This window comes from Caballeronia sp. GAFFF1 (genome assembly GCF_023630705.1).
Lineage (GTDB): Bacteria > Pseudomonadota > Gammaproteobacteria > Burkholderiales > Burkholderiaceae > Caballeronia.
This window is the reverse complement of record NZ_JALQEM010000028.1, coordinates 270,133-289,647: the sequence shown is the minus strand read 5'-3', so window position 1 is coordinate 289,647 and position 19,515 is coordinate 270,133. Positions and strand designations below refer to the sequence as shown.

General features: G+C 63.8%; 21 protein-coding genes and 1 pseudogene. 16 read left to right on the top strand and 6 right to left on the bottom strand.

Annotated features, from left to right (window positions below):
* Positions 1-61: 61 nt before the first annotated feature.
* Positions 62-586, top strand: a complete 525-nt coding sequence (gene mobB, locus NCR37_RS15020; RefSeq protein WP_250473660.1) for a molybdopterin-guanine dinucleotide biosynthesis protein B — start codon at positions 62-64, stop codon at positions 584-586.
* On the opposite strand, the gene NCR37_RS15015 is transcribed toward mobB, so the two are convergent.
* Complete coding sequence (locus tag NCR37_RS15015) at positions 583-1,080, bottom strand: cupin domain-containing protein (protein WP_250473659.1); 498 nt, start codon at positions 1,078-1,080, stop codon at positions 583-585. The two genes, mobB and NCR37_RS15015, sit on opposite strands and share 4 nt — an antisense overlap.
* A 74-nt stretch (positions 1,081-1,154) precedes the next feature.
* Between NCR37_RS15015 and NCR37_RS15010 the strand changes: the two genes are divergently transcribed.
* Entirely contained in the window at positions 1,155-1,892 is a 738-nt protein-coding gene (locus tag NCR37_RS15010) for an ABC transporter substrate-binding protein (protein ID WP_250473658.1), read from the top strand.
* Position 1,893: 1 nt separating this feature from the next.
* Positions 1,894-2,313: a GNAT family N-acetyltransferase gene (locus NCR37_RS15005; protein WP_250473657.1), complete on the top strand. Its 420-nt coding sequence runs from the start codon at positions 1,894-1,896 to the stop codon at positions 2,311-2,313.
* A gap of 3 nt (positions 2,314-2,316) precedes the next feature.
* Here NCR37_RS15005 and NCR37_RS15000 read toward each other — a convergent pair whose 3' ends face one another.
* Positions 2,317-3,006, bottom strand: a complete 690-nt coding sequence (locus NCR37_RS15000) for a DJ-1/PfpI family protein (RefSeq protein ID WP_250473656.1) — start codon at positions 3,004-3,006, stop codon at positions 2,317-2,319.
* Positions 3,007-3,097: 91 nt separating this feature from the next.
* Between NCR37_RS15000 and NCR37_RS14995 the strand changes: the two genes are divergently transcribed.
* A complete protein-coding gene (locus NCR37_RS14995) occupies positions 3,098-4,096 on the top strand; it encodes a GlxA family transcriptional regulator (protein WP_250473655.1) in 999 nt (332 codons plus the stop codon).
* Positions 4,097-4,232: 136 nt separating this feature from the next.
* Complete coding sequence (locus NCR37_RS14990; protein ID WP_250473654.1) at positions 4,233-7,109, top strand: bifunctional diguanylate cyclase/phosphodiesterase; 2,877 nt, start codon at positions 4,233-4,235, stop codon at positions 7,107-7,109.
* 13 nt (positions 7,110-7,122) lie between these two features.
* Here NCR37_RS14990 and NCR37_RS14985 read toward each other — a convergent pair whose 3' ends face one another.
* Positions 7,123-7,359, bottom strand: a complete 237-nt coding sequence (locus NCR37_RS14985; RefSeq protein WP_250473653.1) for a hypothetical protein — start codon at positions 7,357-7,359, stop codon at positions 7,123-7,125.
* A gap of 124 nt (positions 7,360-7,483) precedes the next feature.
* On the opposite strand from NCR37_RS14985, the gene NCR37_RS14980 reads away from it, so the two are divergent.
* The 3 genes from NCR37_RS14980 (at position 7,484) to pqqA (ending at position 8,180) form a co-directional block, all read left to right on the top strand.
* The gene (locus NCR37_RS14980) at positions 7,484-7,717 is read left to right on the top strand and encodes a DUF2795 domain-containing protein (protein WP_175941298.1); all 234 of its coding nucleotides are present in this window, start codon (positions 7,484-7,486) and stop codon (positions 7,715-7,717) included.
* Positions 7,718-7,737: 20 nt separating this feature from the next.
* Entirely contained in the window at positions 7,738-7,938 is a 201-nt protein-coding gene (locus NCR37_RS14975; RefSeq protein ID WP_250473652.1) for a hypothetical protein, read from the top strand.
* Positions 7,939-8,105: 167 nt separating this feature from the next.
* Positions 8,106-8,180, top strand: a complete 75-nt coding sequence (gene pqqA, locus NCR37_RS28380; protein WP_008353049.1) for a pyrroloquinoline quinone precursor peptide PqqA — start codon at positions 8,106-8,108, stop codon at positions 8,178-8,180.
* Positions 8,181-8,264: 84 nt separating this feature from the next.
* On the opposite strand, the gene NCR37_RS14965 is transcribed toward pqqA, so the two are convergent.
* On the bottom strand, positions 8,265-8,585 hold the full coding sequence (locus NCR37_RS14965; protein ID WP_175941294.1) for a hypothetical protein: 321 nt from the start codon (positions 8,583-8,585) through the stop codon (positions 8,265-8,267).
* Positions 8,586-8,772: 187 nt separating this feature from the next.
* Between NCR37_RS14965 and NCR37_RS14960 the strand changes: the two genes are divergently transcribed.
* The 5 genes from NCR37_RS14960 to NCR37_RS14940 all read left to right on the top strand — a co-directional run bounded on the left by NCR37_RS14960 (position 8,773) and on the right by NCR37_RS14940 (position 11,897).
* A complete protein-coding gene (locus NCR37_RS14960) occupies positions 8,773-9,390 on the top strand; it encodes a UdgX family uracil-DNA binding protein (protein ID WP_250473651.1) in 618 nt (205 codons plus the stop codon).
* Positions 9,391-9,403: 13 nt separating this feature from the next.
* A complete protein-coding gene (locus tag NCR37_RS14955) occupies positions 9,404-9,820 on the top strand; it encodes a DUF3175 domain-containing protein (RefSeq protein WP_250473650.1) in 417 nt (138 codons plus the stop codon).
* Between the two features lie 78 nt (positions 9,821-9,898).
* Positions 9,899-10,066, top strand: a complete 168-nt coding sequence (locus tag NCR37_RS14950; protein WP_175941287.1) for a hypothetical protein — start codon at positions 9,899-9,901, stop codon at positions 10,064-10,066.
* Between the two features lie 51 nt (positions 10,067-10,117).
* The gene (locus tag NCR37_RS14945; RefSeq protein WP_250473783.1) at positions 10,118-11,395 is read left to right on the top strand and encodes a PQQ-dependent sugar dehydrogenase; all 1,278 of its coding nucleotides are present in this window, start codon (positions 10,118-10,120) and stop codon (positions 11,393-11,395) included.
* A gap of 1 nt (position 11,396) precedes the next feature.
* A complete protein-coding gene (locus tag NCR37_RS14940) occupies positions 11,397-11,897 on the top strand; it encodes a hypothetical protein (RefSeq protein WP_250473649.1) in 501 nt (166 codons plus the stop codon).
* A gap of 7 nt (positions 11,898-11,904) precedes the next feature.
* Here the strand turns inward: NCR37_RS14940 and NCR37_RS14935 are convergent, their stop codons facing one another.
* Positions 11,905-14,103 (bottom strand): hybrid sensor histidine kinase/response regulator family protein, encoded by a 2,199-nt coding sequence (locus NCR37_RS14935; RefSeq protein WP_250473648.1) that lies wholly within the window; start codon positions 14,101-14,103, stop codon positions 11,905-11,907.
* 330 nt (positions 14,104-14,433) lie between these two features.
* A complete protein-coding gene (locus NCR37_RS14930) occupies positions 14,434-15,636 on the bottom strand; it encodes an ammonium transporter (protein ID WP_250473647.1) in 1,203 nt (400 codons plus the stop codon).
* Between the two features lie 393 nt (positions 15,637-16,029).
* Between NCR37_RS14930 and NCR37_RS14925 the strand changes: the two genes are divergently transcribed.
* The 3 genes and pseudogenes from NCR37_RS14925 to NCR37_RS14915 form a co-directional block, all read left to right on the top strand.
* Complete coding sequence (locus NCR37_RS14925) at positions 16,030-18,294, top strand: TonB-dependent receptor (RefSeq protein ID WP_250473646.1); 2,265 nt, start codon at positions 16,030-16,032, stop codon at positions 18,292-18,294.
* 67 nt (positions 18,295-18,361) lie between these two features.
* Positions 18,362-19,048, top strand: coding sequence for a Fe2+-dependent dioxygenase (locus NCR37_RS14920; RefSeq protein ID WP_250473645.1), 687 nt, complete (start codon positions 18,362-18,364; stop codon positions 19,046-19,048).
* Positions 19,049-19,166: 118 nt separating this feature from the next.
* A pseudogene (locus tag NCR37_RS14915) lies at positions 19,167-19,454 on the top strand (acetyl-CoA hydrolase/transferase C-terminal domain-containing protein); the annotation flags it as partial.
* Between the last annotated feature and the right edge of the window lie 61 nt (positions 19,455-19,515).

Below are 19,515 nucleotides of genomic sequence, written 5' to 3'. Positions count from 1 at the left end.
TCGCCACGGAGCCGCTACACTTGCCGAACTTGTTCGATGACTACCACGACACAACCATCGCATGAATTCGCCGCACCCGCCGCTTTTCGGCATCGCCGGGCGCTCCGGCCAGGGCAAGACCACGTTGATCGAAGCCCTGCTGCCGTGGTTTCGCGCGCAAGGACTCACAGTCAACGTCATCAAGCATAGTCATCATTCCATCGAGCTCGAACCGCCGGGCAAAGACAGTGCACGCTTTCGTCGCGCGGGCGCAAGTGAAGTGCTGATCGCGTCGCCGTATCGCTATGCCATCTTGCACGAACTCAGCAACGAACCCGAGCCGCCGCTCGCGGCGCTTGCCGCGCGGCTTTCGCACGCCGACTTCGTGATCGTGGAAGGTTTCGCGCGCGAAGCCATGCCACGGCTCGAAGTCGTGCGGCCGTCAACGGGCAAGGACCCGCTCTATCTGACCGATGTGGAGATTCTCGCCATCGCAACGGACGACGCCGCCGCGATCGAATCGGCCCTGCCCGTGCTGGCCCTCGATGACATCGAGCGCATCGGCGCGTTCATCTGCTCGACGCTCGGGATTGCGCTGCCTCGCTAAGCGAGCCGCTCGATCAACTCGCGATGCTGCGGATAACGCGCCTTCAGTTCTTCGCAACGAGCAAGCTCGAACTCGCTGAATTCGAATCCCGGCGCGACGGTGCACCCGACGAGCGACGCGCCCGACGCGATGCTGCATTCCGCGGCGAACCAGTCGCCCGCCTGGACGACAGCCTGAAACACCGTGTCGGCGTGCTGCGTCATATCGCCCAGCCGGTGCGTGGTGAGCGCGCCGCGAGCATCGAGCACATGCACGAGGAGCGGATCGCCCGCATGAAAGTGCCAGACTTCGTCGGAGCGTATGCGATGCCACGCCGAATGCGCGCCTTCGCATAGCAAATAGTAGATTGCCGTCGATGCCGAACGCCTTTCACTCGCGCCCTCACGCGTCACGCGCTGCTCTGCACGATACGTCTCACGAAAGTAGCCGCCTTCGGGATGCGGCTGCAAGTCGAGGCGCGTGATGAGGGCTTTGGCATCGAGCAGTGCGGGCATGGCGGTATCCTTTTGCAAGCGTGGTCACGGTTCGCGTATTCTGCATGCTCATGCAACATGAGGCGCACGATGCCATGACTCTTTCTTCGACCTTGCTGCAAGCCATCGCGCCGACAGGCGTGCTGCGCGCATCCCTCAATCTGGGCAATCCCATTCTTGCCCACCGCGATGCTGAAGGCGAGCCCGGCGGCGTATCGGTCGATCTCGCGCGAGAACTGGCGTCGCGGCTCGGCGTGGACGTCGCGTTCGCGGCTTTCGACACCGCGGCGAAATCGGTGGAGACCGTCACGAACGAAGCGGCCGACATCGGCTTCTTCGCGATCGATCCGTCGCGCGGCGCAGGCATTGCCTTCACTGCGCCTTACGTGTTGATCGAAGGCTTCTACCTCGTGCGCGACGACTCGCCGTTGACGCGCAACGACGAAGTGGACCGCGCGGGCAATCGCATCGTCGTCGGCAAGGGCAGCGCGTATGACCTTTTTCTCACGCGCGAGATCAGGCATGCGCAGATCGTTCGCGCGGCGTCGTCGCAAGCGGTCGTCGAGACCTTCCTGCGCGACGGGATCGAAGTGGCTGCGGGCGTCAAGCAGCAACTCGAAGCTGATGCCGCGCGCGCGCCCGGCCTGCGTCTCTTGAACGAACGCTTCATGGTGATTCAGCAGGCGATGGGCTTGCCGAAATCGCGCGGCGAAGCAGCCGCCGACATGCTGCGCGAATTCGTCGAAGACGTGAAGCGCTCTGGTTTCGTCGGCGAAGCACTGGCGCGGCATGGAATCAAGGGCGCATCCGTCGCGCCGGCCGCGAGCGTCTGACATGGGCGACGTGAGCGTGTCCGTCACCGACTGGATCGACGACTCGTTCGAAGACGAAGTCGCGGGCGGGCTCGCCGCGTTCAATGCGGCGCAGCTCGGACCGAGCGGGCACCGGGAACTCGCCGTGTCGCTCTATGTGGACGACGCGTTTGTCGGCGGACTCGCGGGCTTCACCGCGTGGAACTGGCTCTTCGTCAAATGGCTCTGGATACGCGAGGACGCGCGCGGCCGCGGCCTCGCCACGCGCGCTCTCGAAGCGGCGGAAGCGGAAGCGAAAAAGCGCGGCTGCGGCGGCGCGTGGCTGGATACGCTCAATCCGCAGGCGCGCGATCTCTACGCGCGCTGCGGCTATCAGACATTCGGCGAGCTGCCGGGCTTCCACGGCGAACGGTCGCGCTACTTCATGCAGAAGCGCTTCTAGCCCTTATGCGCTCGCATTGAGCAGTTGCGCGACGCGCTGAGTGATCTCGCGGCGCGCCGCCAGCGACGCAGCCTCGTGCTGTCGCACCATCTCGACCACATCTCGGCTTGCGCGGTCAGGATCGCCTGCATCGAAAGGTGGCGCGGGCGCGTATTCCATTGCGAGCTGGATCGCCTTCGCGCCCTGCTCGCCGATGAGTTCCGCCGCGAGCGTCAACGCGAAGTCGATACCCGCCGTAATCCCGCCGCCCGTCAGCACGTTGCCGTCGCGCACCACGCGCCCGCGCACCGGACTCGCGCCGAGTTCGCCGAGCAGCGCGTGATACGCCCAATGCGTCGTCGCGCGCTTGCCGCGGAGCAACCCGGCCGCGCCGAGCACGAGCGCGCCCGTGCATACCGATGTCACATAGCGCGCGCCCGACGCTTGCCGGCGCAGGAAAGCGAGCGTCTCGTCGTCCTCCATCAGCGCGCCGACGCCGCCGCCGCCGGGCACGCACAACACGTCGAGCGCGGGGCAGTCTGCGAATGTCGTGTCCGGCGTGAGCACCATGCCCGCCGTCGATCGCACTGGCTCGCGCGTCTTCCAGATGAGGTGAACCTCGGCGCCGGGCATGTGCGCGAAGACGTCGTAGGGGCCGGTCATGTCGAGTTGCTGCACGCCCGGAAACAGCAACAGGCCGATGTGCAAGGTCATCGCTTTCTCCTTGGTCGATGTGAGTGGACGAACCCATGCTACCCGGCTACGCTATGGCGAAATCGACAGCCAGCCCACGTTTTACGCCACCATGAGCCGCCCAACCGATCCGACGCCGCGCGACGTCGACGTACTCGCCTTTCCAGACGTGCAACTGCTCGATGTCGCCGGGCCGCTGCAAGTGTTCGCGTCTGCGAACGAGCTGGCCGTGGCGGCGGGCATGCCGCGGCCGTACCGCGCGCGGGTGGTCATGCCCGGCGCGGCGGCGACGGCTTCGGCGGGCCTCGGCCTCGTCGGCCATCCGCTGCCGGCGGCCGACGCGCCGTGCGACACGCTGATCGTCGCTGGCGGCTGGGGCGTGCACGGCGCGGTGCGCGACACGGCGCTCGTCGACTGGCTGCGCGAGCGCGCGAGGCACGCGCGCCGCACGGCGTCCGTATGTACCGGCGCGTTTCTGCTCGCGGCAGCGGGCCTGCTGAACGAGCGCCGCGCCGTCACGCACTGGACCCGCTGCGACGAGCTTGCCGCGCGCTTTCCGGCTGTGCGCGTGGAGTCGGATCCCATCTTCATTCGCGACGGCGCTGTCTGGACGTCGGCCGGCGTGACGGCGGGCATCGATCTGGCGCTGGCGCTCGTCGAAGAAGATCTCGGGCGCGCGCTCGCGCTCGACGTGGCGCGTCATCTTGTCGTGTTCCTGAAGCGTCCCGGCGGGCAGGCGCAGTTCAGCGCCGCGCTGTCGTTGCAGAAAGCGGGCGACCGCTTCGGCGAGCTCCACGCGTGGATCGCCGAGAATCTGGCGGCGGATCTCTCCGTGGCGACGCTCGCCGCGCGCGTCGGCATGAGCGAGCGCAGCTTCGTGCGCCATTACCGCGCGCAAACCGGCGTGACGCCGGCGCGCTCCATCGAACGGATGCGGCTGGAAGCCGCGCGGCGTCTTCTGGGCGATACCGCGCTGCCCGTCAAGCGCGTGGCGGCGCGTTGCGGCTTCGGCACCGAGGAAACCATGCGGCGCGGCTTCCTGCGCTCGCTCGGCGTGTCGCCGCAGGCTTACCGCGAACGTTTTGCAGCAAGCGGCGCGTCCGCTGGCTGACGAGCTTTTGCACGATTTTTTTCGGTGAAGCTCAAGCCTGTATGCTGGCTGCCGTTAGCCCGGTAAGAGCGAATGCTCGAAAAAGTGCGGACCGCCGGCTCGGCGGTCAACGAAATCCGAATGGCCTGGAGCGCCGATGAGTGTGTTTTCCGCGTACAACGCGCCCGTTTCGACGCCCGGCGCGCCCGGAACCGACGTGCCCGATGCCGACTCGATCGAAGCGTTGCTGCGCGACGCCGCCGCGATGGGCTGCGGGCAGGCGTGGGCGTGGTATCGCGCGGGTGAGCAATTGCATCTCGCGCGCCGTGGCGACGCCCCGCTCGTCTGGCCGCGCAGCATCCCCGAGGAGCGGCTGGAGGGCCTGTGCGCCGCGCATGGCTGGCACCGCTGGCCGACGGGCCGCGGCGAAGGCGTGCTCGGCTGGCTGCTCGCGCCGCTCGCGCAACGCGACGACGCCGATCTCGCCGAGCTCGCGCGGCGACTGGGCGAGCGGGTGCAGTCCGACGCCCTCGCGCGCGCGCAGCTCACGCAGCGCGTGCTGTACGAAATTGCCTATCTGGCGAGTTCGGTGCCGGACCGCGCCGGGTTTCTGCGCTGCGTGCACGAGCGCCTCGGCACGCTGATCGACGCGGAAAACTTTTATCTCGCGCTGTACGACCGCAAGACCGGCAAGATTACGTACCCGTATTACGTGGACGTGATCGACAAGGACGTCGTCGAGGCCGACAACTTCGATATTCTCGACCCCGATCATCTCTCGATGACAGGCCGCGTGCTGACGAGCGGCAAGCCGCTCTTCGTGACCACGGCGGACATTACCGCGGCAGAGCGCGAAGGACGCTTCTACTGCCTGGGCGACCGCCCCGAGTTCTGGATGGGCGCGCCGCTGAAGAACGCGTCCGACGAAGTGTTCGGCATGCTCGCGATGCAGGTCTACGACGTATCGCGCATCTATACGGCGGAAGATCGCGCGCTTTTTCTCGTGGTGGCACGGCATGTCGCGATGGCGCTCGACCGCATCCTGCATCGCGCGGATCTCGAAGAAAAGGTCGCGCGCCGCACGTCCGAACTGTCGCAACTGAACGCCGCGCTGCGTCATGGCATTGCGGAGCGCGAGCGCTCCGAGCATCTTCAGGCGGCGCTCTATCAGATCGCGGAACTGTCGAGCCGGCCCGGCGACACGATGGAGTTCTTTCGCAGTCTGCACGGCATCGTCGGCGAACTGCTGTATGCGCGCAACTTCTATATCGCGCTGTACGAGACGGAAACCGACGAGGTGTCGTTCCCGTATTACGTGGACGAGATCGTGCACGAACGCCCCGATCCGCGACGCGGCCGGCGCGGGTTGACGGAATACGTGATCCGCGAGCGTCGCCCGCGGCTGATCGATCATCAGGAAGCGGTGCGGCTCATCAGCGAAGGCGCGTTCGAGGCAGACAGCGATTCGGTGCGGCTGCGCTCGTGGCTCGGCATTCCGCTTTTCGACGGCGATGTCGTGCGCGGCGTGCTGGCCGTGCAAAGCTATTCGCCGCTCGTCCGTTACTCGCTGCGCGATCAGGAACTGCTGACCTTCGTGTCGCGCCATATCGACACGGCTCTCTCGCGCCGTCGCGACGCCGAAGCGTTGCACGCCGCGAATCTCGAACTCGAAGCGCGCGTGCAGGCGCGCACGCGCGAACTCGACCAGGTGAATGCGCGCCTCGTTCATGAGAATTCGCATGACTCGCTCACGGGCTTGCCTAACCGAAGCTATCTGATGCAGCGGCTTCAGGGCGCGTGGAACGACTATCGGGCGCGCGGGCACGATCTTTCAGTGATGTTCATCGACCTCGACCGCTTCAAGGTCGTGAACGACAGCCTCGGTCATCATTTCGGCGACATGCTGCTCGTGCAGGCCGCCGCGCGACTCGGCGCCTGCGTGCGCGCCTCGGATCTGCTCGCGCGTCTGGGCGGCGACGAGTTCGCCATTCTTTCGCCGAATGCGGTCATTCAGGATGCCGTCTCCATCGCGAAGCGCATTCTCGCGGCCTTCGATCTGCCGTTTCATATCGAAGAGCACGTGGTGTTTTCGTCGTGCAGTATCGGCATCGTCAGCGCGGACAGTCAGTTTCATACCGAGCCCGCCGATCTCCTGCGCGACGCCGATACCGCGATGTATCGCGTGAAAAACGCGGGACGCGACAGCTTCGTCGTGTTCAATCAGGAATTGCGCCGGCAAGTGTCCGATCAGGTGGAACGCGAAGGCGCGTTGCGCAATGCAATGAAACGCGACGATGAATTGCTGCCCTATTTCCAGCCGATCGTCGACGTGAAAAGCGGTGAAGTGGTGGCGCTCGAAGCACTGATTCGCTGGCGGCAGGCGGATGGACGCATCGTGGGGCCGGGGGAATTCCTGCCTGCGGTGGAAGGACTGCGGCTCATCGGCCGACTCGATCTCTACATGCTCGAACGCGTCGCGGCCATTCTCTCGAACGAGCGTTTCGTCCACTGGCCGCCGGTCCACGTGAACTGTTCGAGCTATAGCATGACGCGTCCCGAGTTCGCCGACGACGTGCTCGCGCTATTGCGGCGCTATCGCGTGTCGCCGTCGCGCGTGTGCCTCGAATTGACCGAGGGCGCGCTCGTCGCCGAACCGGATCTCGCGCGGCGTACGATGCAGCGGCTGGCGGATAACGGCATGTCAGTCGTGCTCGACGATTTCGGCTCGGGCTTCTCGTCGCTCAGTTACGTGCACCAATATCAGTTCAGCGGCCTGAAGATCGACAAGTCCTTCATTCTCGAACTGACGCGCAGCCCGCGCAGCCGCGCTATCGTGCGGGCGATCGTGCGCATGGCCGAATCACTCGACCTGACGCTCGTCGCCGAAGGCGTCGAAGACGCGGCAACCCTCGCGGTCCTGCGCGACATGGGCGCCGCGCAGGCGCAAGGCTATTTCTTCGACAAGCCATTGCCGCTCGAAGCCTTGACGCGCGAATCGCTCGCGCCGCGCTCGACGACGCACTCGCTGCTCTGATCGCGACAGGCGATCAGGGCATGCCGCCGAGCGACGGCGAAATGATGCTGCCCGGCTCGCCCTCTGCCGGACCGCCTGTCGTCGTCGCGGCGCGCGTGGAGACAGGCGCGTGATGGCGCATGCAGGTGTCGAGCGTGTCGCTTCCCAGACATTGCTGAAACGCGTCTGCTGTGTCTTTGCCATCGAACGTATAGATGGTCTCTTCGACCTTGATCTCGGTATCGGAGAGTCGCTCCGCGGAAATAGTCATGCGCGTGTCCTCCTTCTGACGTTTGTTATGGGTGACATAGCATCCCTCGCGCCCGGGACAAGCCTGCACGGGTATGGGCGTTGCTGCCCTTTAGACGTTGCAGATCAACTGGAAAGGAGGCGCTATGTCACAACATCCCGCGCAGTCGCAGGACCAACGGCATCTGGACGAGCCGGGGCCGGACGCCATCGCGCGCGCGCTCAAGGGCGCGGAATATCCGATGCACAAGGAAAAGCTGATGGCGCTGGCGAAAAGTAACGGCGCGGACGGTGAAGTGCTGGCCGTGCTCAGAAAGATAGCCGACCGCAATTACGACAGTGACTCCGCCGTGCTGCGCGAAGCGGCGCGCGCCGAATGAATCATCGTACGAGGCAATTCATGGCTGAAACCCCAAAAGCACCTGATACACGCGACAAATCGCACGCGCCCGGTGGCAATGAACTGAACAATATTCCACCCGAGGATGTCGACAGGGTTATCCCGCGTCCCGGCGAGATGATGGAACGCGATGAAGCGACCGACCCTGACAAGATCAGTACGAACCCTGACGATTCCGGAAGCCGACCCCGGCCGCTATGACGCTATAAATAAATTAAATGAATGCCGAGGCAATTTCCAATGATGCAGCCGGCAAAGTCGCGCTAGGATGAGAGAGCGTCGATTTGAGCGCCTCGCTGCACGCGCTCAGGAAAACAACCGCGCAACGGCTCGGCATCCGTCGGCCGCTCAATGCACAAGGAGGCTCTATGAAGTGGGAAACCCCTAGCTTCACCGATATGCGCTTTGGCTTTGAAATCACGATGTACATTGCCACGCGTTGATCGGCAAATCCGCATGAAGCAAAGCGGCCGCGATGAGCGGCCGCTTTGCTTTTGCGCTGCTACTTGCGTTTATTGCTTTGCAGACTAGTTGCCGCGCGGCGGCACGTCCTGTCCCGGCGATGCCGCGACGTCGCTAACCTGTCCGCCTCTTCCTGCCGGTTCCGGACGATTGCCCGAGCCAAGCGGCACTTCCGCTGTCTGATGCGGCTGCTGATCCAGACGACGATTCTCCGGTTCGACTTCGCCCGCATTCGGCTGGCGCACGCCCTGATGCGGATCGCCGCCCGTCGCGGCGCCCGGTCCCGGAAGATTGCCGAACGAACCGCCGCCGGTGGCTCCGCTGCCGGCATCGCCGAGCGGCTTGTCAGTGCTGCCCGGTCCTTCGATACGATCGTTGTTACTCATCGCTAGCCTCCTTTGCTCAGGTACAAGAGGTTCAGCAACGCGCATTCCACGCCTTTGCGGACGAAGGTTCGGCAATTGCTATCAGCTTCCGAAAGTTTCGGAGAACGCATTCCCATGATTCCGTTCGAGCCTGCTCGCGTGCGCGCCGCCACGGCCTCGTCACCGAGCGCCTCCGCGTAAGGTCCTCATGGCGACGACCCCGCAACCCGGCGTAGAGCCCGATCAGACACCGGACACGCTCGACGCTTGTCATCGGTGCGCGCTGTACAAGGATGCAACGCAAGCGGTTCCTGGCGCCGGTCCACGCCATGCGCCGCTGATGATCGTCGGCGAACAACCGGGCGATCAGGAAGATTTGCAAGGCAAGCCCTTCGTCGGTCCGGCGGGCGCCATGCTGGACCGCGCGCTCGAAGAAGCAGGCGTCGCGCGCAAGGAAGTCTATGTGACGAATGCCGTCAAACACTTCAAATGGGAACCGCGCGGCAAGCGCCGCATGCACAAGACACCGGCCCAGCGCGAGATCGACGCGTGCCACTACTGGATCGACCGCGAGACGGCCGACATCGACCCGAAGGTGATCGTCGCACTGGGCGCGACCGCGCTCAAGTCGGTGCTGCGCGATTCGAAGGCCAAGCTGCAAGCGTCGATGGGGCATCCTATCGAGCACGAAGGGCGCGCGATCGTCGCCACGTATCACCCGTCGTATGTATTGCGCGCGCCCGATCCGGAGACGCGCCATGCCGCTTATCAGGCTATCGTCGATGCGCTGCGGGAAGCGCATCGGCTGATAAAAAATAAACGTTGATGGAGGAACCGTCATGCCGACGGAACGCAAGACCAAGAAGACCGAAGGACGCGCGGGCAAAGCGGGTTCGGGCAAGCGCAGCACCACACGGCAGCGCCATACGCTCGCGAGCGATCACAAGAAATCCGGAAGCAAGAAAGCGAAGTCCGCCAATTCGACGCACCGCTGGTCGCATCATGTGATGGAAACGAGCGACGCGATGGATCTCCAGCGCGATATCTTCAAGAACGGCAACGCCGAAGAGATCGCGCAGTCGCTCAAACGCTCGTCGACCGAAAGCACGCGGCGCAAGGGCACGCCGTTTCAGTCGGCCATGTCGATGCTCAATTTCTATATCAATCGCGCGGGGCGCAACTTGCCGAAGACGCGGCGCAATACGCTTGAGCAAGCGAAGAGGCATTTGCGCGAGGCATTCGGTCGAAAGCTCTGAAGGCCGACGAACGCCTTTGCGCGCTGCTGCGGAATAGTCTTTGCTTCTCGCCAAGGCACACCCACCCAGGAGACAGTCATGGCGCAAGAACCTCCTCTCAGTCCAGGCGATGAAGCCGAACCGGGCGCACCCGGCACCGGCGAAGACATCTGTCCCGACTGCAACGGCACAGGCAAGCAAGACGGCGGCGATTGTCCCACTTGCGACGGCACGGGAAAGATCGTGCAGGGCATCGGCGGGGGCTGATGCATGGCGCTTCCCGACGCGCGCAAGTGCCTCTGCGTCACGCTCGTCGCGATGCTGACCGTCTCGTGCAGCATCGCGCTCGCGGATGACTATCCGACCGACTTCGGGCCCGATCCCGCGCTTCCCGCGCCGCGCCGTGCGTTGTTGCCGACCGTGAACATCGCGCCCGCGAAGCAGTGGGCGGAAGGTCAGAAGCCGATATCGCCTGCAGGCTTCGATGTAACCGCCTTCGCGTCCGGACTCGATCATCCGCGCTGGATCATCACGCTGCCGAACGGCGACGTCCTCGTTGCCGAGAGCAATGCCCCCGCCGAGCACGACGAGAATTCGGGCATCAAGGGCGCCGTCATGAAGAAGGTGATGAAGCGCGCGGGCGCGGGCATGGCGAGTCCCGACCGGATCGTGTTGTTGCGCGATGCCGACGGCGACGGCGTCGCGGAGACGCGGACCGTATTCATCGATCATTTGCATTCGCCCTTCGGCATGGCGCTGGTCGGAGATGATCTCTATGTCGCCGATACCGATGCCGTGCTGCGCTTCAAGTATCGGACAGGCGAAACGACCATCGAATCGACGGGCGAGAAATTCATCGACCTGCCCGCCGGACCAATCAACCATCACTGGACCAAGAACATCATCGCGAGTCCGGATGGCAAGCGGCTGTACGTGACGGTCGGCTCGAACAGCAATGCCGCGGAGAACGGCATCGAAGCGGAGAACGGGCGCGCGGCCATCATGGAAGTGGATATCGCGAGTAGACAGACCCGTCTCTATGCAACCGGGCTTCGCAATCCGAACGGAATGTCGTGGCAGCCGCAAACCGGCGCATTATGGACGGCCGTGAATGAGCGCGATGAACTCGGCAACGAGCTTGTCCCCGATTACATGACCGCGGTGAAGGACGGTGCATTCTATGGCTGGCCTTATAGCTATTACGGCCAGCATGTGGATGATCGCGTCAAGCCGCAACGCACGGATTTGGTCGAGTCGGCCACCGTGCCTGACTATGCGCTCGGCGCGCATACGGCCTCGCTCGGTCTCGCGTTCTACGACGCGAAAGCCTTCCCGCAGCACTACTGGAACGGCGCCTTCATTGGTCAGCACGGGTCATGGAATCGCAAGCCGAGAAGCGGTTATAAGGTGATATTCGTGCCGTTCCAGGATGGCAAGCCCTCGGGTCCGCCCGAAGATATTCTGACCGGATTTCTTTCGGCGGACGGGCACGCGCTGGGGCGTCCCGTCGGCGTCGCCGTGGACCACGCAGGCAGCCTGCTGGTCGCCGACGATGTCGGCAATACGGTATGGCGGCTCGCGCCCGGATCGAAATAACATGGCCGCCCGCAAATCCGCATCGAAGGCAAGCGCTGCTCCGAAGACGAGTCTCTTCGCGCTTGCTGAAAGGCAGATCGTCGGTCTATACGATGCAGGCGTGCTGTCGCCTGCGGTGCTGCAACATGTGATCGCAGCGTATGCCGGGAGCAGCATCGACTGGACGGAAGCCGGCACGCTGCATACCGTCGACGATCACACCGTGCAGGAAGCAGTCGTGCTCATCATGATGCCGGGCCGCGCGATCAAGTCCGCGCAGAAGGACTTCGTCTCCGTCATGGAGCATCTTGCAGGCGCCGGGCAAGCGACCGCCGCGGCCGCGCAAGACGACGCGGAAGCAGACGCTGAAGCCACCGACGACGAAGACCTGCTCGATCAACTCGGCGGCAAGCGCACGAATGCGCGCCGCGCCAAAGCCTCGGCCGACGACGAAGCGTCGACAGAAGAGCGCCGGTCGTTCAATCCTCTCGTCGGCGCGCGTCCCGTGCCCAAGCACAAGTAACGTCCACTCAGTGCGGCACGCCGTCCGTGATGAGATCGCGTAGGTCGTCCATGTCGAAAGGCTTCGCGAGAATCGGCACGCCGAGATGCTTCGCGCGCTCGATCTCGTCGGCATAGCCTGTCATCAGCACGAGCTTCTGCGAAGGCAGCCGCTTCGTGATCTGCTCCGCGAGGTCGATGCCGTTCATCTTGCCGGGCATCTGCACGTCGGAGAGCACGAGATCGAAGCTGTAGCCCTCGCCCATGAGCGCGAACGCCGCATCCGCGCTTTCCTCGTGATGCACGGTGCACCCGAAGACTTCCAGCACCGCCATGACGCCCGCCGCGACGTCGGTGTTGTCTTCCACGAGCAGCACCGACATGCCTCGGAACGGATGGTCGTCGTCCGCGACTCGCGGCGGTTTGGCGGGCGTCTTCTCGACCTCGACGGGCTTGGCGGCAGGCGCCGTCGCCGGACCGTGATGCCTCGGCAGATAGAGCCGAACCGTGGTGCCCGCGCCCGGCACGCTCGTGATGCGCGCGCTGCCGCCCGCCTGTTCGCATGCGGCCAGCACTTGCGAGAGTCCGAGGCCCGTGCCCGCTCCGCGTACCTTGGTCGTGAAGAGCGGTTCGAACGCGCGGCGCAGCACGGCTTCGCTCATGCCTTCGCCGTTGTCCGTCACGGAAATAAGCACGTATTCGCCATCGGGCAGGTCAGTTTCCGCGCCACGCAGGCGCGCGTTCTGACAACGAATGACGATGCGCCCGCCGTGCGGCATCGCTTCGCTTGCGTTCGCGACGATATTGACGAGCGCCAGTTCGAGTTCCACGGCATCGGCCATGATGGGCCACACGTCCGCTGAGAACTCGACCGTCAACGAGACCGACGGATGCACCGCGCGCTTCACGATTTCGAGCATGCTTCTGATCCACGCGGCGGGGTCGATGACTTCCTGCTTCAGCGGATGCTTGCGCGCGACGCTCATCAGCCGCCGCGCGAGCGACTCCGCGCCGGCCGTCGCGCGTTCCACCGCGAGCACTTCGCTCTCCACATCGTTGAAATGCTTGCGCCGTGCAAGGGCCATGTTCGCCGACACGACCATCAGCAGGTTATTGAAATCGTGCGCGACGTTCGCCACCAGATTGCCGAGCGCGCCCATGCGCCGCAACTGCCGCGTCGATGCTTCGACGGACAGCCTCGTCGCGACTTCCGCCTGCCAGCGTTCCCACGCGACGCGCTCCGCGTCGAGCCGGCGAATGGAGAACGCGATGAGAAGCCATACGGCCATGCATGGCAGCGCCGCGATCGCTGCGACGAGCGCGAGGTTCTGCCGCCACTGCGCCCGCACGACCGACGTCGCATAGCCGGTCGCGACATAGAGCGGAAAATCGCCGACACGCCGGTAGGCAAGCACACGCTCGACGTGATCGATGGTCGATGTCATGCGCACGCGTCCGAAAAGCTCGTTGTTGCGGAACGCGTCTGTGAACGGCGTGTTGTTCGCGGCTTGCGACGACGCGGGGCCGGGGCTCGGCGGATAGCGCACGAGAATGCCGCCATCGCGCCGATACAGACCGATCACGAGCGCTGAGTCGCCCGCTGCGATCTCGCGATAGAAGTCGACGAAATAATCGCGCTTCAGGGCAATCGACACGACGCCGAGAAACTGCCCGTTGTGGCCGATGCGCCCCATGGTCGTCGTGAAGACGTCCGTTTGCGCCACCTTGCCGCGCAACGGCATCGAGAAATAGGTGACGGGCGCGAACGCGCGGGCCGAAAGAAAGTCGTCGCGCGCGGCAATCGACACCTCCGGCGCGGGATACCGGCGGCTGTTCACGAGCAGCGCGCCGTTCGCGCCGAAGACCGAAATGGCGGCGACCTGCGCGAGCGTGCCGCTCATGTCGTCGAGCGCGCGATGCAAGGCTTCCTCGCGCATTTTGATGTCCGCGTCGTCACTGTCGCCCAGCATATCGACGACGCGCGTCTCCAGTTGCTGGTTGAGGTCCAGCACTTTGAGCGCGTGTTCGTTCGCCACGCGCGCGAGCCGCTCGGTCAAGTCGCCGGCTTCGGCGAATCGCCGCTGATAGTCGTAATAGCCGTAGATGCCGAGACAGGCGAGCGGAACGGCGATGGACGCGGCCAGGACAAGCAGCAGCACGCGTCGCGTCAACGAGAAGTTGCGCAACGGGAGCGGCAAATCGAAGGAACCGGTCTCTGTAGGATTCAAGCTCTCGGCCTTGTTGGGGATCGGCCGGTATATCGTAACCGGCCAGCACGCATCGGCATAGCAAGCCGACCGTGACCGGGCCGCGATTCTCGTCAATCGAAGGTTCTGCGTCAATCAGGCAAAGCACGCGTCGCTTTGCCGGTTCGGCGCCGGTCTTGTCGGAGCGGTCGCTTTCAGCGAAGCGCGTGCCCGGGCTCTTGCACCGGCTTTGCACCGGTTTTGCGCCGGCTCGCGAAAGTTGCTAATCCGGCCGGCGGCGGCATGCAAAATGCCTGTAGGGTGCATCTTGCATGCAAACCGGCGCTAACGGCCGGAGGGCGGATTGCCGGTTCAGCCGGCCATTTCTCGATCCGGCGTCGACGAAATGCGATGGATCGCCAGGTCCGCGCCGTTGAACTCGTCCTCGCGATCGAGGCGCAGTCCCACCGTCATCTTGATGACGCCGTAGACGGCAGCGCCGCCCGCGAGCGCGAGCAAGACCGCGCCAACGGTGCCGATGCACTGCGACCCCATCGACACGCCGCCGATCCCGCCGAACGCCTTCTGCCCGAACACGCCTGCCGCAATGCCGCCCCACGCGCCGCAGAGACCATGCAGCGGCCAGACGCCGAGCACGTCGTCGATCCGCCAGCGGTTCTGAACACAGGTGAACATCTGCACGAACAACACGCCCGCCACCGCCCCGACGATCAACGCCCCGAGCGGATGCATCACGTCGGATCCGGCACATACCGCGACCAGTCCGGCCAGCGGGCCGTTGTACGCAAAGCCCGGATCGTTACGCCCCGCGACCCACGCGGCGAGCGTGCCGCCGACCATCGCCATCAGTGAATTCACCGCAACCAGACCGCTGATCTTGTCGACCGTCTGCGCGCTCATCACGTTGAAGCCGAACCAGCCGACCGCGAGCACCCACGCGCCGAGCGCGAGAAAAGGAATGCTCGACGGCGGGTGTGCGGCGATGCGTCCATCCTTGTGATAACGGCCGTGGCGCGGCCCGAGCAGCAGCACCGCCGGCAACGCGACCCAGCCGCCGAACGCATGCACGACGACGGAACCCGCGAAGTCGTGAAACGGCGCACCGAATGCCTGCGTGAGCCACGTCTGAACGCCGAACCGGTCGTTCCACGCGATGCCTTCGAGCAGCGGATAAATGAACCCGACGATCACGCAGGTCGCGAATAGCTGCGGGTTGAACTTCGAACGCTCGGCAATGCCTCCCGACACGATCGCCGGCACCGCCGCCGCGAACGTCAAGAGGAAGAAGAAGCGCACGAGCGCATAGCCGTTGTGCTGCGCGAGAACGTCGGCTCCGTGCATGAACTGCACGCCATACGCAATGTTGTAGCCGATGAAGAAGTACGCGAGCGTGGATACGGCGAAGTCCACGAGGATCTTGACGAGCGCGTTCACCTGATTCTCGCGCCTGACGGTTCCCAATTCGAGGAACGCGAAACCTGCGTGCATGGCAAGCACCATGGCGGCGCCCAGCAAGAGGAACAGGGTGTCAGTACCGGATTGAAGTGCCTGCATATCGGCGGACGTCTCAAAAAAACGCCGACAGGTGCAATATCCGGGCCATCCGCGCAATTTGTGTGCAGTGAGGTGCGCGGAAGCTGTGCGGACGCTTCCGAACAGTGCAGGCCGCGTCATCCCCGGAACGCTTTCATCCCATCTTGGTGCACCTTCCCTTTCGATGCGCATTTTTTGTGCATTCTGCACGCTGAATGGTGCATGCAAGATGCAAAACAAGTCGCGCCGAGTTCCCACGTGAAACGAACAGGTACTTACAAAATCTTGTCACATTGTGTAATGATACTGATTCTCATTTAGCGCCGCAGATTCGCGGATGCAGGTGAAGCATGACGATGCGGACAGCCGGTCCCTCGTCGTTCCGAACTCACTAACAAAATATCGGGGAACGATATGCTGAGGAAAACGCCGCTCGCCGCGGCCCTGGTCAGTATGGCTGCCATGCCGATGGCCGCGCCGCTTTACGCGCAAACGGCAACAGAAAACACGCGAGCCGCCGCCTCCGTTCAGAGCAGTTCCGCAGACAGCATCAACGGCGCCGCAAGCGCGAACGCAGATTCCGCTTCGGCCGCGCCTGAAACTGCCGCCCTGCCCGCCGTCAAGGTGACGGGACAAAGCGACACGTCGCGCGACTTCCAGCCCGAAGTATCGAGCGTCGGTGCAAAAGTCCCCGCCGCATTGCGCGACATCCCGCAAGCAGTCGTCGTCGTGCCGAAGGCCGTTCTGCAGTCGCAGGCGGTCAGTTCGTTCTCGGACGCGCTGCGCAACGTGCCGGGCGTCACGCTCGGCGCAGCGGAAGGCGGCCAGATCGGCAATAACATCAACTTGCGCGGCTTCACCGCGCGCACCGATATCTATCTCGACGGCTTTCGCGACCGCGGCCAGTACTATCGCGACACGTTCAACCTCGAATCCATCGACGTGCTGTACGGGCCGTCGTCCCTGTACTTCGGGCGCGGCTCGACAGGCGGCGTCATCAATCAGGTGAGCAAGCAGCCGGAACTGAAGCCGCGCGCCGATGTATCCGTGCAAGCGGGCACGCACGACCGCTACCGCACGACCGTCGATATCAATCAGCCGATGACTGAGACTTCCGCGTTTCGCATCAACGCGTTCGGTCAGGACCTGGGCTCGACCCGCGATCAGATGAAGAGCAAGGACTACGGCGTCGCGCCGGAAGTGAAGTTCGGCATCGGCACGCCGACGCAAGTGACCCTATCCGCCCTCATTCAGCACAATCGCGATCAGCCCGACTACGGCATTCCGCCGCTCAACGGGCATCCTGCGCCGGTCGATACGAAGACCTTCTACGGCTTCACCGACGACCGCACGATCCAGGACGTGCAAACGCTCAACGCGCGAGTGGAGCATCGCTTCAACGATGTCTTCACGCTGCGCAATCAAACGCAATTCAGTCACTACAGCACCGAAGCGCGCGCGACGAACGCGGCCGCCGTGTTGACCGGGCCGCTCGGCACATCCACTGCGTTGACGAACGGAAACTACACGACATTACCGCTCTCTTCGCTTTACGTACGGCTGCAAGGTAAGGACCGCAATATCAACGACCACTCGGTCTACAACACGACCGACTTCGAAGGCAAGTTCGCGACAGGCTTCCTCAAGCACGACATGCTCGTCGGCGTCGATCTGAGCCACGAGACCTATAGCAATCAGAGCTTCACCGCGACCACCCCGGGTCTGCCGTCCAATACGCTAGCGATCGTGCCGCTCGTCGACCCGACCTATACGACGCGTCCGTCGAATTATCGGGAGGTCGCCACCAATCTCGCCGAGTCCAGCGCGAACGGCATCGGGCTCTATCTCAACGACACCATTTCCTTCGGCGAACATTGGAAGTGGATCGGCGGCGTGCGCTGGGATCGCTATGAAGCATCGATTCATAACTCGATCAACGCACCGGGTTATGCCACGCAGACGAACTACTTCACGAGCGTGCGCACCGGCATCGTGTGGCAGCCGACCGAATGGCAGTCGTATTACGTGTCGTATGGCACGTCGTTCAACCCGTCGCTCGAAGCCCTCACGCTTACCAACAACCAGCAGAACACGCCGCCAGAGAAGAACCGTTCGTATGAGATCGGCTCGAAGTGGGACCTGCTGAACGGCGGGCTTTCGGTGACGCAGTCGCTCTTCAACATCGAGAAAACCAACGCGCGCACGCAGGTCTCCACCGGCGAATACACGCTCGATGGCGATGTGCGCGTGCGAGGTTATCAGCTCGGCGTTGCGGGCCACATCACGAACAAGTGGCAGGTGTTCGGCGGCTATACGTACATGGACGGCACTGTGCAGAAGGCGCTCGACGGCACCACCGGCAACACGCTCGCCAACACGCCGCATCACATGCTGACGCTATGGTCCACGTATAACGTCACGCCGAACTGGGAATTCGGCGGCGGTCCATCGTACGTGTCGTCGCGCTATGCGGCCAACAACAACCTCGTGCAGGTCGGCGGCTATACGCGATGGGATGCGATGGCCGCGTATCATCAGAAACGCTACGATATCCAGTTCAACGTGGTGAACCTCACGGACAAGAAGTACTACGACGCCCTGATTCCGTCCGACGGCGGACGCGCGGTGCCGGGCCTTGGCCGCACGTTCCTCGCGACGTTGAATTACCGCTTCCGCTGATGCACCTTTGACCTGAAGCGCGCGTCACCTCACGTTGGCGCGCGCAGCGACCTCACCGAGCCTTGCCATGATTCTCTCGATACCGGGCGTCCTGAGCGCCGAAGACGCCGCCGTCATGCGCTCGCGCCTCGAAGCCGACACCGACTCGTGGGTCGACGGCCGCGCCACGGCGGGTTATCAAGGCGCGCCCGTCAAACGCAATCAGCAGATCGCCGAAGGCTCCGCCATTGCCCGCGAAATGGGCGATGTGATCGTCGGGGCGCTCGAACGTCATCCGCTTTTCATCAGCGCGGTGCTGCCCAACCGCGTGTATCCGCCGCTTTTCAATCGCTATGAAGGCGGCATGCATTTCGGCAGTCACGTCGACGGCGCCATTCGCATCGTGCCGGGCCATGGGGCTCGTGTCCGTACGGATGTATCGATCACCCTCTTTCTTTCGCGCCCCGAGGATTACGACGGTGGCGAACTCGTCATCGAAGACACGTACGGCGTGCAGGAAGTGAAGCTCCCCGCGGGGCACGCCATCGTGTATCCGGCAACGAGCCTGCATCAGGTGCGTCCCGTCACGCGCGGCGCGCGCGTGTCCAGCTTCTTTTGGGCGCAGAGCCTCGTACGCGACGACGCGCAACGCGCGCTGCTTTTCGATCTCGACAACTCGATACAGCGTCTCAATGCGACGAATGGCGACGAAGCGGCGAAGCGCTCCCTCGTCGGCTGCTATCACAACCTGCTGCGCATGTGGAGCGAAACGTGAGAACGTGAGCGGAGTCATTGCCGGCAATTGCACCGGCAGGCAATTAGACAAAGCACAAAGAACCACATCCTGAGTAATCGCGCAATGACACGCGACTATGAAAACGCCAGTGAATACCTTCGCGACGAAATCGATTGCGAAGGACGGCTGCATTTCGAGCATCGTTCCGATGGTGCCGCATTGCGATCACAACGAGCACGATGTGAACGTCATCGTGACCGAGCGCGGACTGGCGAACCTGACCGGCCTTGCGCCTCGTGAACGTGCGCTGACGGTGATCGAGAAGTGCGCGCACCCGCTGTATCGCGATTTCTTGCGCGACTATTACCGCGACGCACAAGCACGCGGCGGCCACACGCCGCATGGTCTGGAGAACGCTTTCGCACTGCATGAACGCTTCGCGTAGACCGGTTCCATGCTGCAACGCCGCAGCACGCCGGGCTGTTGAGCGTCGCGAATCGGCGCAC

Bases quoted from the DNA above. Each gene is read 5' to 3' on its own strand.
- NCR37_RS14990 (WP_250473654.1), top strand. From the start codon at position 4,233: ATGAGTGTGTTTTCCGCGTACAACGCGCCCGTTTCGACGCCCGGCGCG.
- NCR37_RS14920 (WP_250473645.1), top strand. From the start codon at position 18,362: ATGATTCTCTCGATACCGGGCGTCCTGAGCGCCGAAGACGCCGCCGTC.
- NCR37_RS14925 (WP_250473646.1), top strand. From the start codon at position 16,030: ATGCTGAGGAAAACGCCGCTCGCCGCGGCCCTGGTCAGTATGGCTGCC.
- NCR37_RS15010 (WP_250473658.1), top strand. From the start codon at position 1,155: ATGACTCTTTCTTCGACCTTGCTGCAAGCCATCGCGCCGACAGGCGTG.
- NCR37_RS14930 (WP_250473647.1), bottom strand. From the start codon at position 15,636: ATGCAGGCACTTCAATCCGGTACTGACACCCTGTTCCTCTTGCTGGGC.
- NCR37_RS14995 (WP_250473655.1), top strand. From the start codon at position 3,098: ATGAGCCGCCCAACCGATCCGACGCCGCGCGACGTCGACGTACTCGCC.
- NCR37_RS15000 (WP_250473656.1), bottom strand. From the start codon at position 3,006: ATGACCTTGCACATCGGCCTGTTGCTGTTTCCGGGCGTGCAGCAACTC.
- NCR37_RS14940 (WP_250473649.1), top strand. From the start codon at position 11,397: ATGGCCGCCCGCAAATCCGCATCGAAGGCAAGCGCTGCTCCGAAGACG.
- NCR37_RS14945 (WP_250473783.1), top strand. From the start codon at position 10,118: ATGCTGACCGTCTCGTGCAGCATCGCGCTCGCGGATGACTATCCGACC.
- NCR37_RS15005 (WP_250473657.1), top strand. From the start codon at position 1,894: ATGGGCGACGTGAGCGTGTCCGTCACCGACTGGATCGACGACTCGTTC.
- NCR37_RS14950 (WP_175941287.1), top strand. From the start codon at position 9,899: ATGGCGCAAGAACCTCCTCTCAGTCCAGGCGATGAAGCCGAACCGGGC.
- NCR37_RS14960 (WP_250473651.1), top strand. From the start codon at position 8,773: ATGGCGACGACCCCGCAACCCGGCGTAGAGCCCGATCAGACACCGGAC.
- mobB (WP_250473660.1), top strand. From the start codon at position 62: ATGAATTCGCCGCACCCGCCGCTTTTCGGCATCGCCGGGCGCTCCGGC.
- NCR37_RS15015 (WP_250473659.1), bottom strand. From the start codon at position 1,080: ATGCCCGCACTGCTCGATGCCAAAGCCCTCATCACGCGCCTCGACTTG.
- NCR37_RS14980 (WP_175941298.1), top strand. From the start codon at position 7,484: ATGTCACAACATCCCGCGCAGTCGCAGGACCAACGGCATCTGGACGAG.
- NCR37_RS14975 (WP_250473652.1), top strand. From the start codon at position 7,738: ATGGCTGAAACCCCAAAAGCACCTGATACACGCGACAAATCGCACGCG.
- NCR37_RS14985 (WP_250473653.1), bottom strand. From the start codon at position 7,359: ATGACTATTTCCGCGGAGCGACTCTCCGATACCGAGATCAAGGTCGAA.
- NCR37_RS14965 (WP_175941294.1), bottom strand. From the start codon at position 8,585: ATGAGTAACAACGATCGTATCGAAGGACCGGGCAGCACTGACAAGCCG.
- NCR37_RS14955 (WP_250473650.1), top strand. From the start codon at position 9,404: ATGCCGACGGAACGCAAGACCAAGAAGACCGAAGGACGCGCGGGCAAA.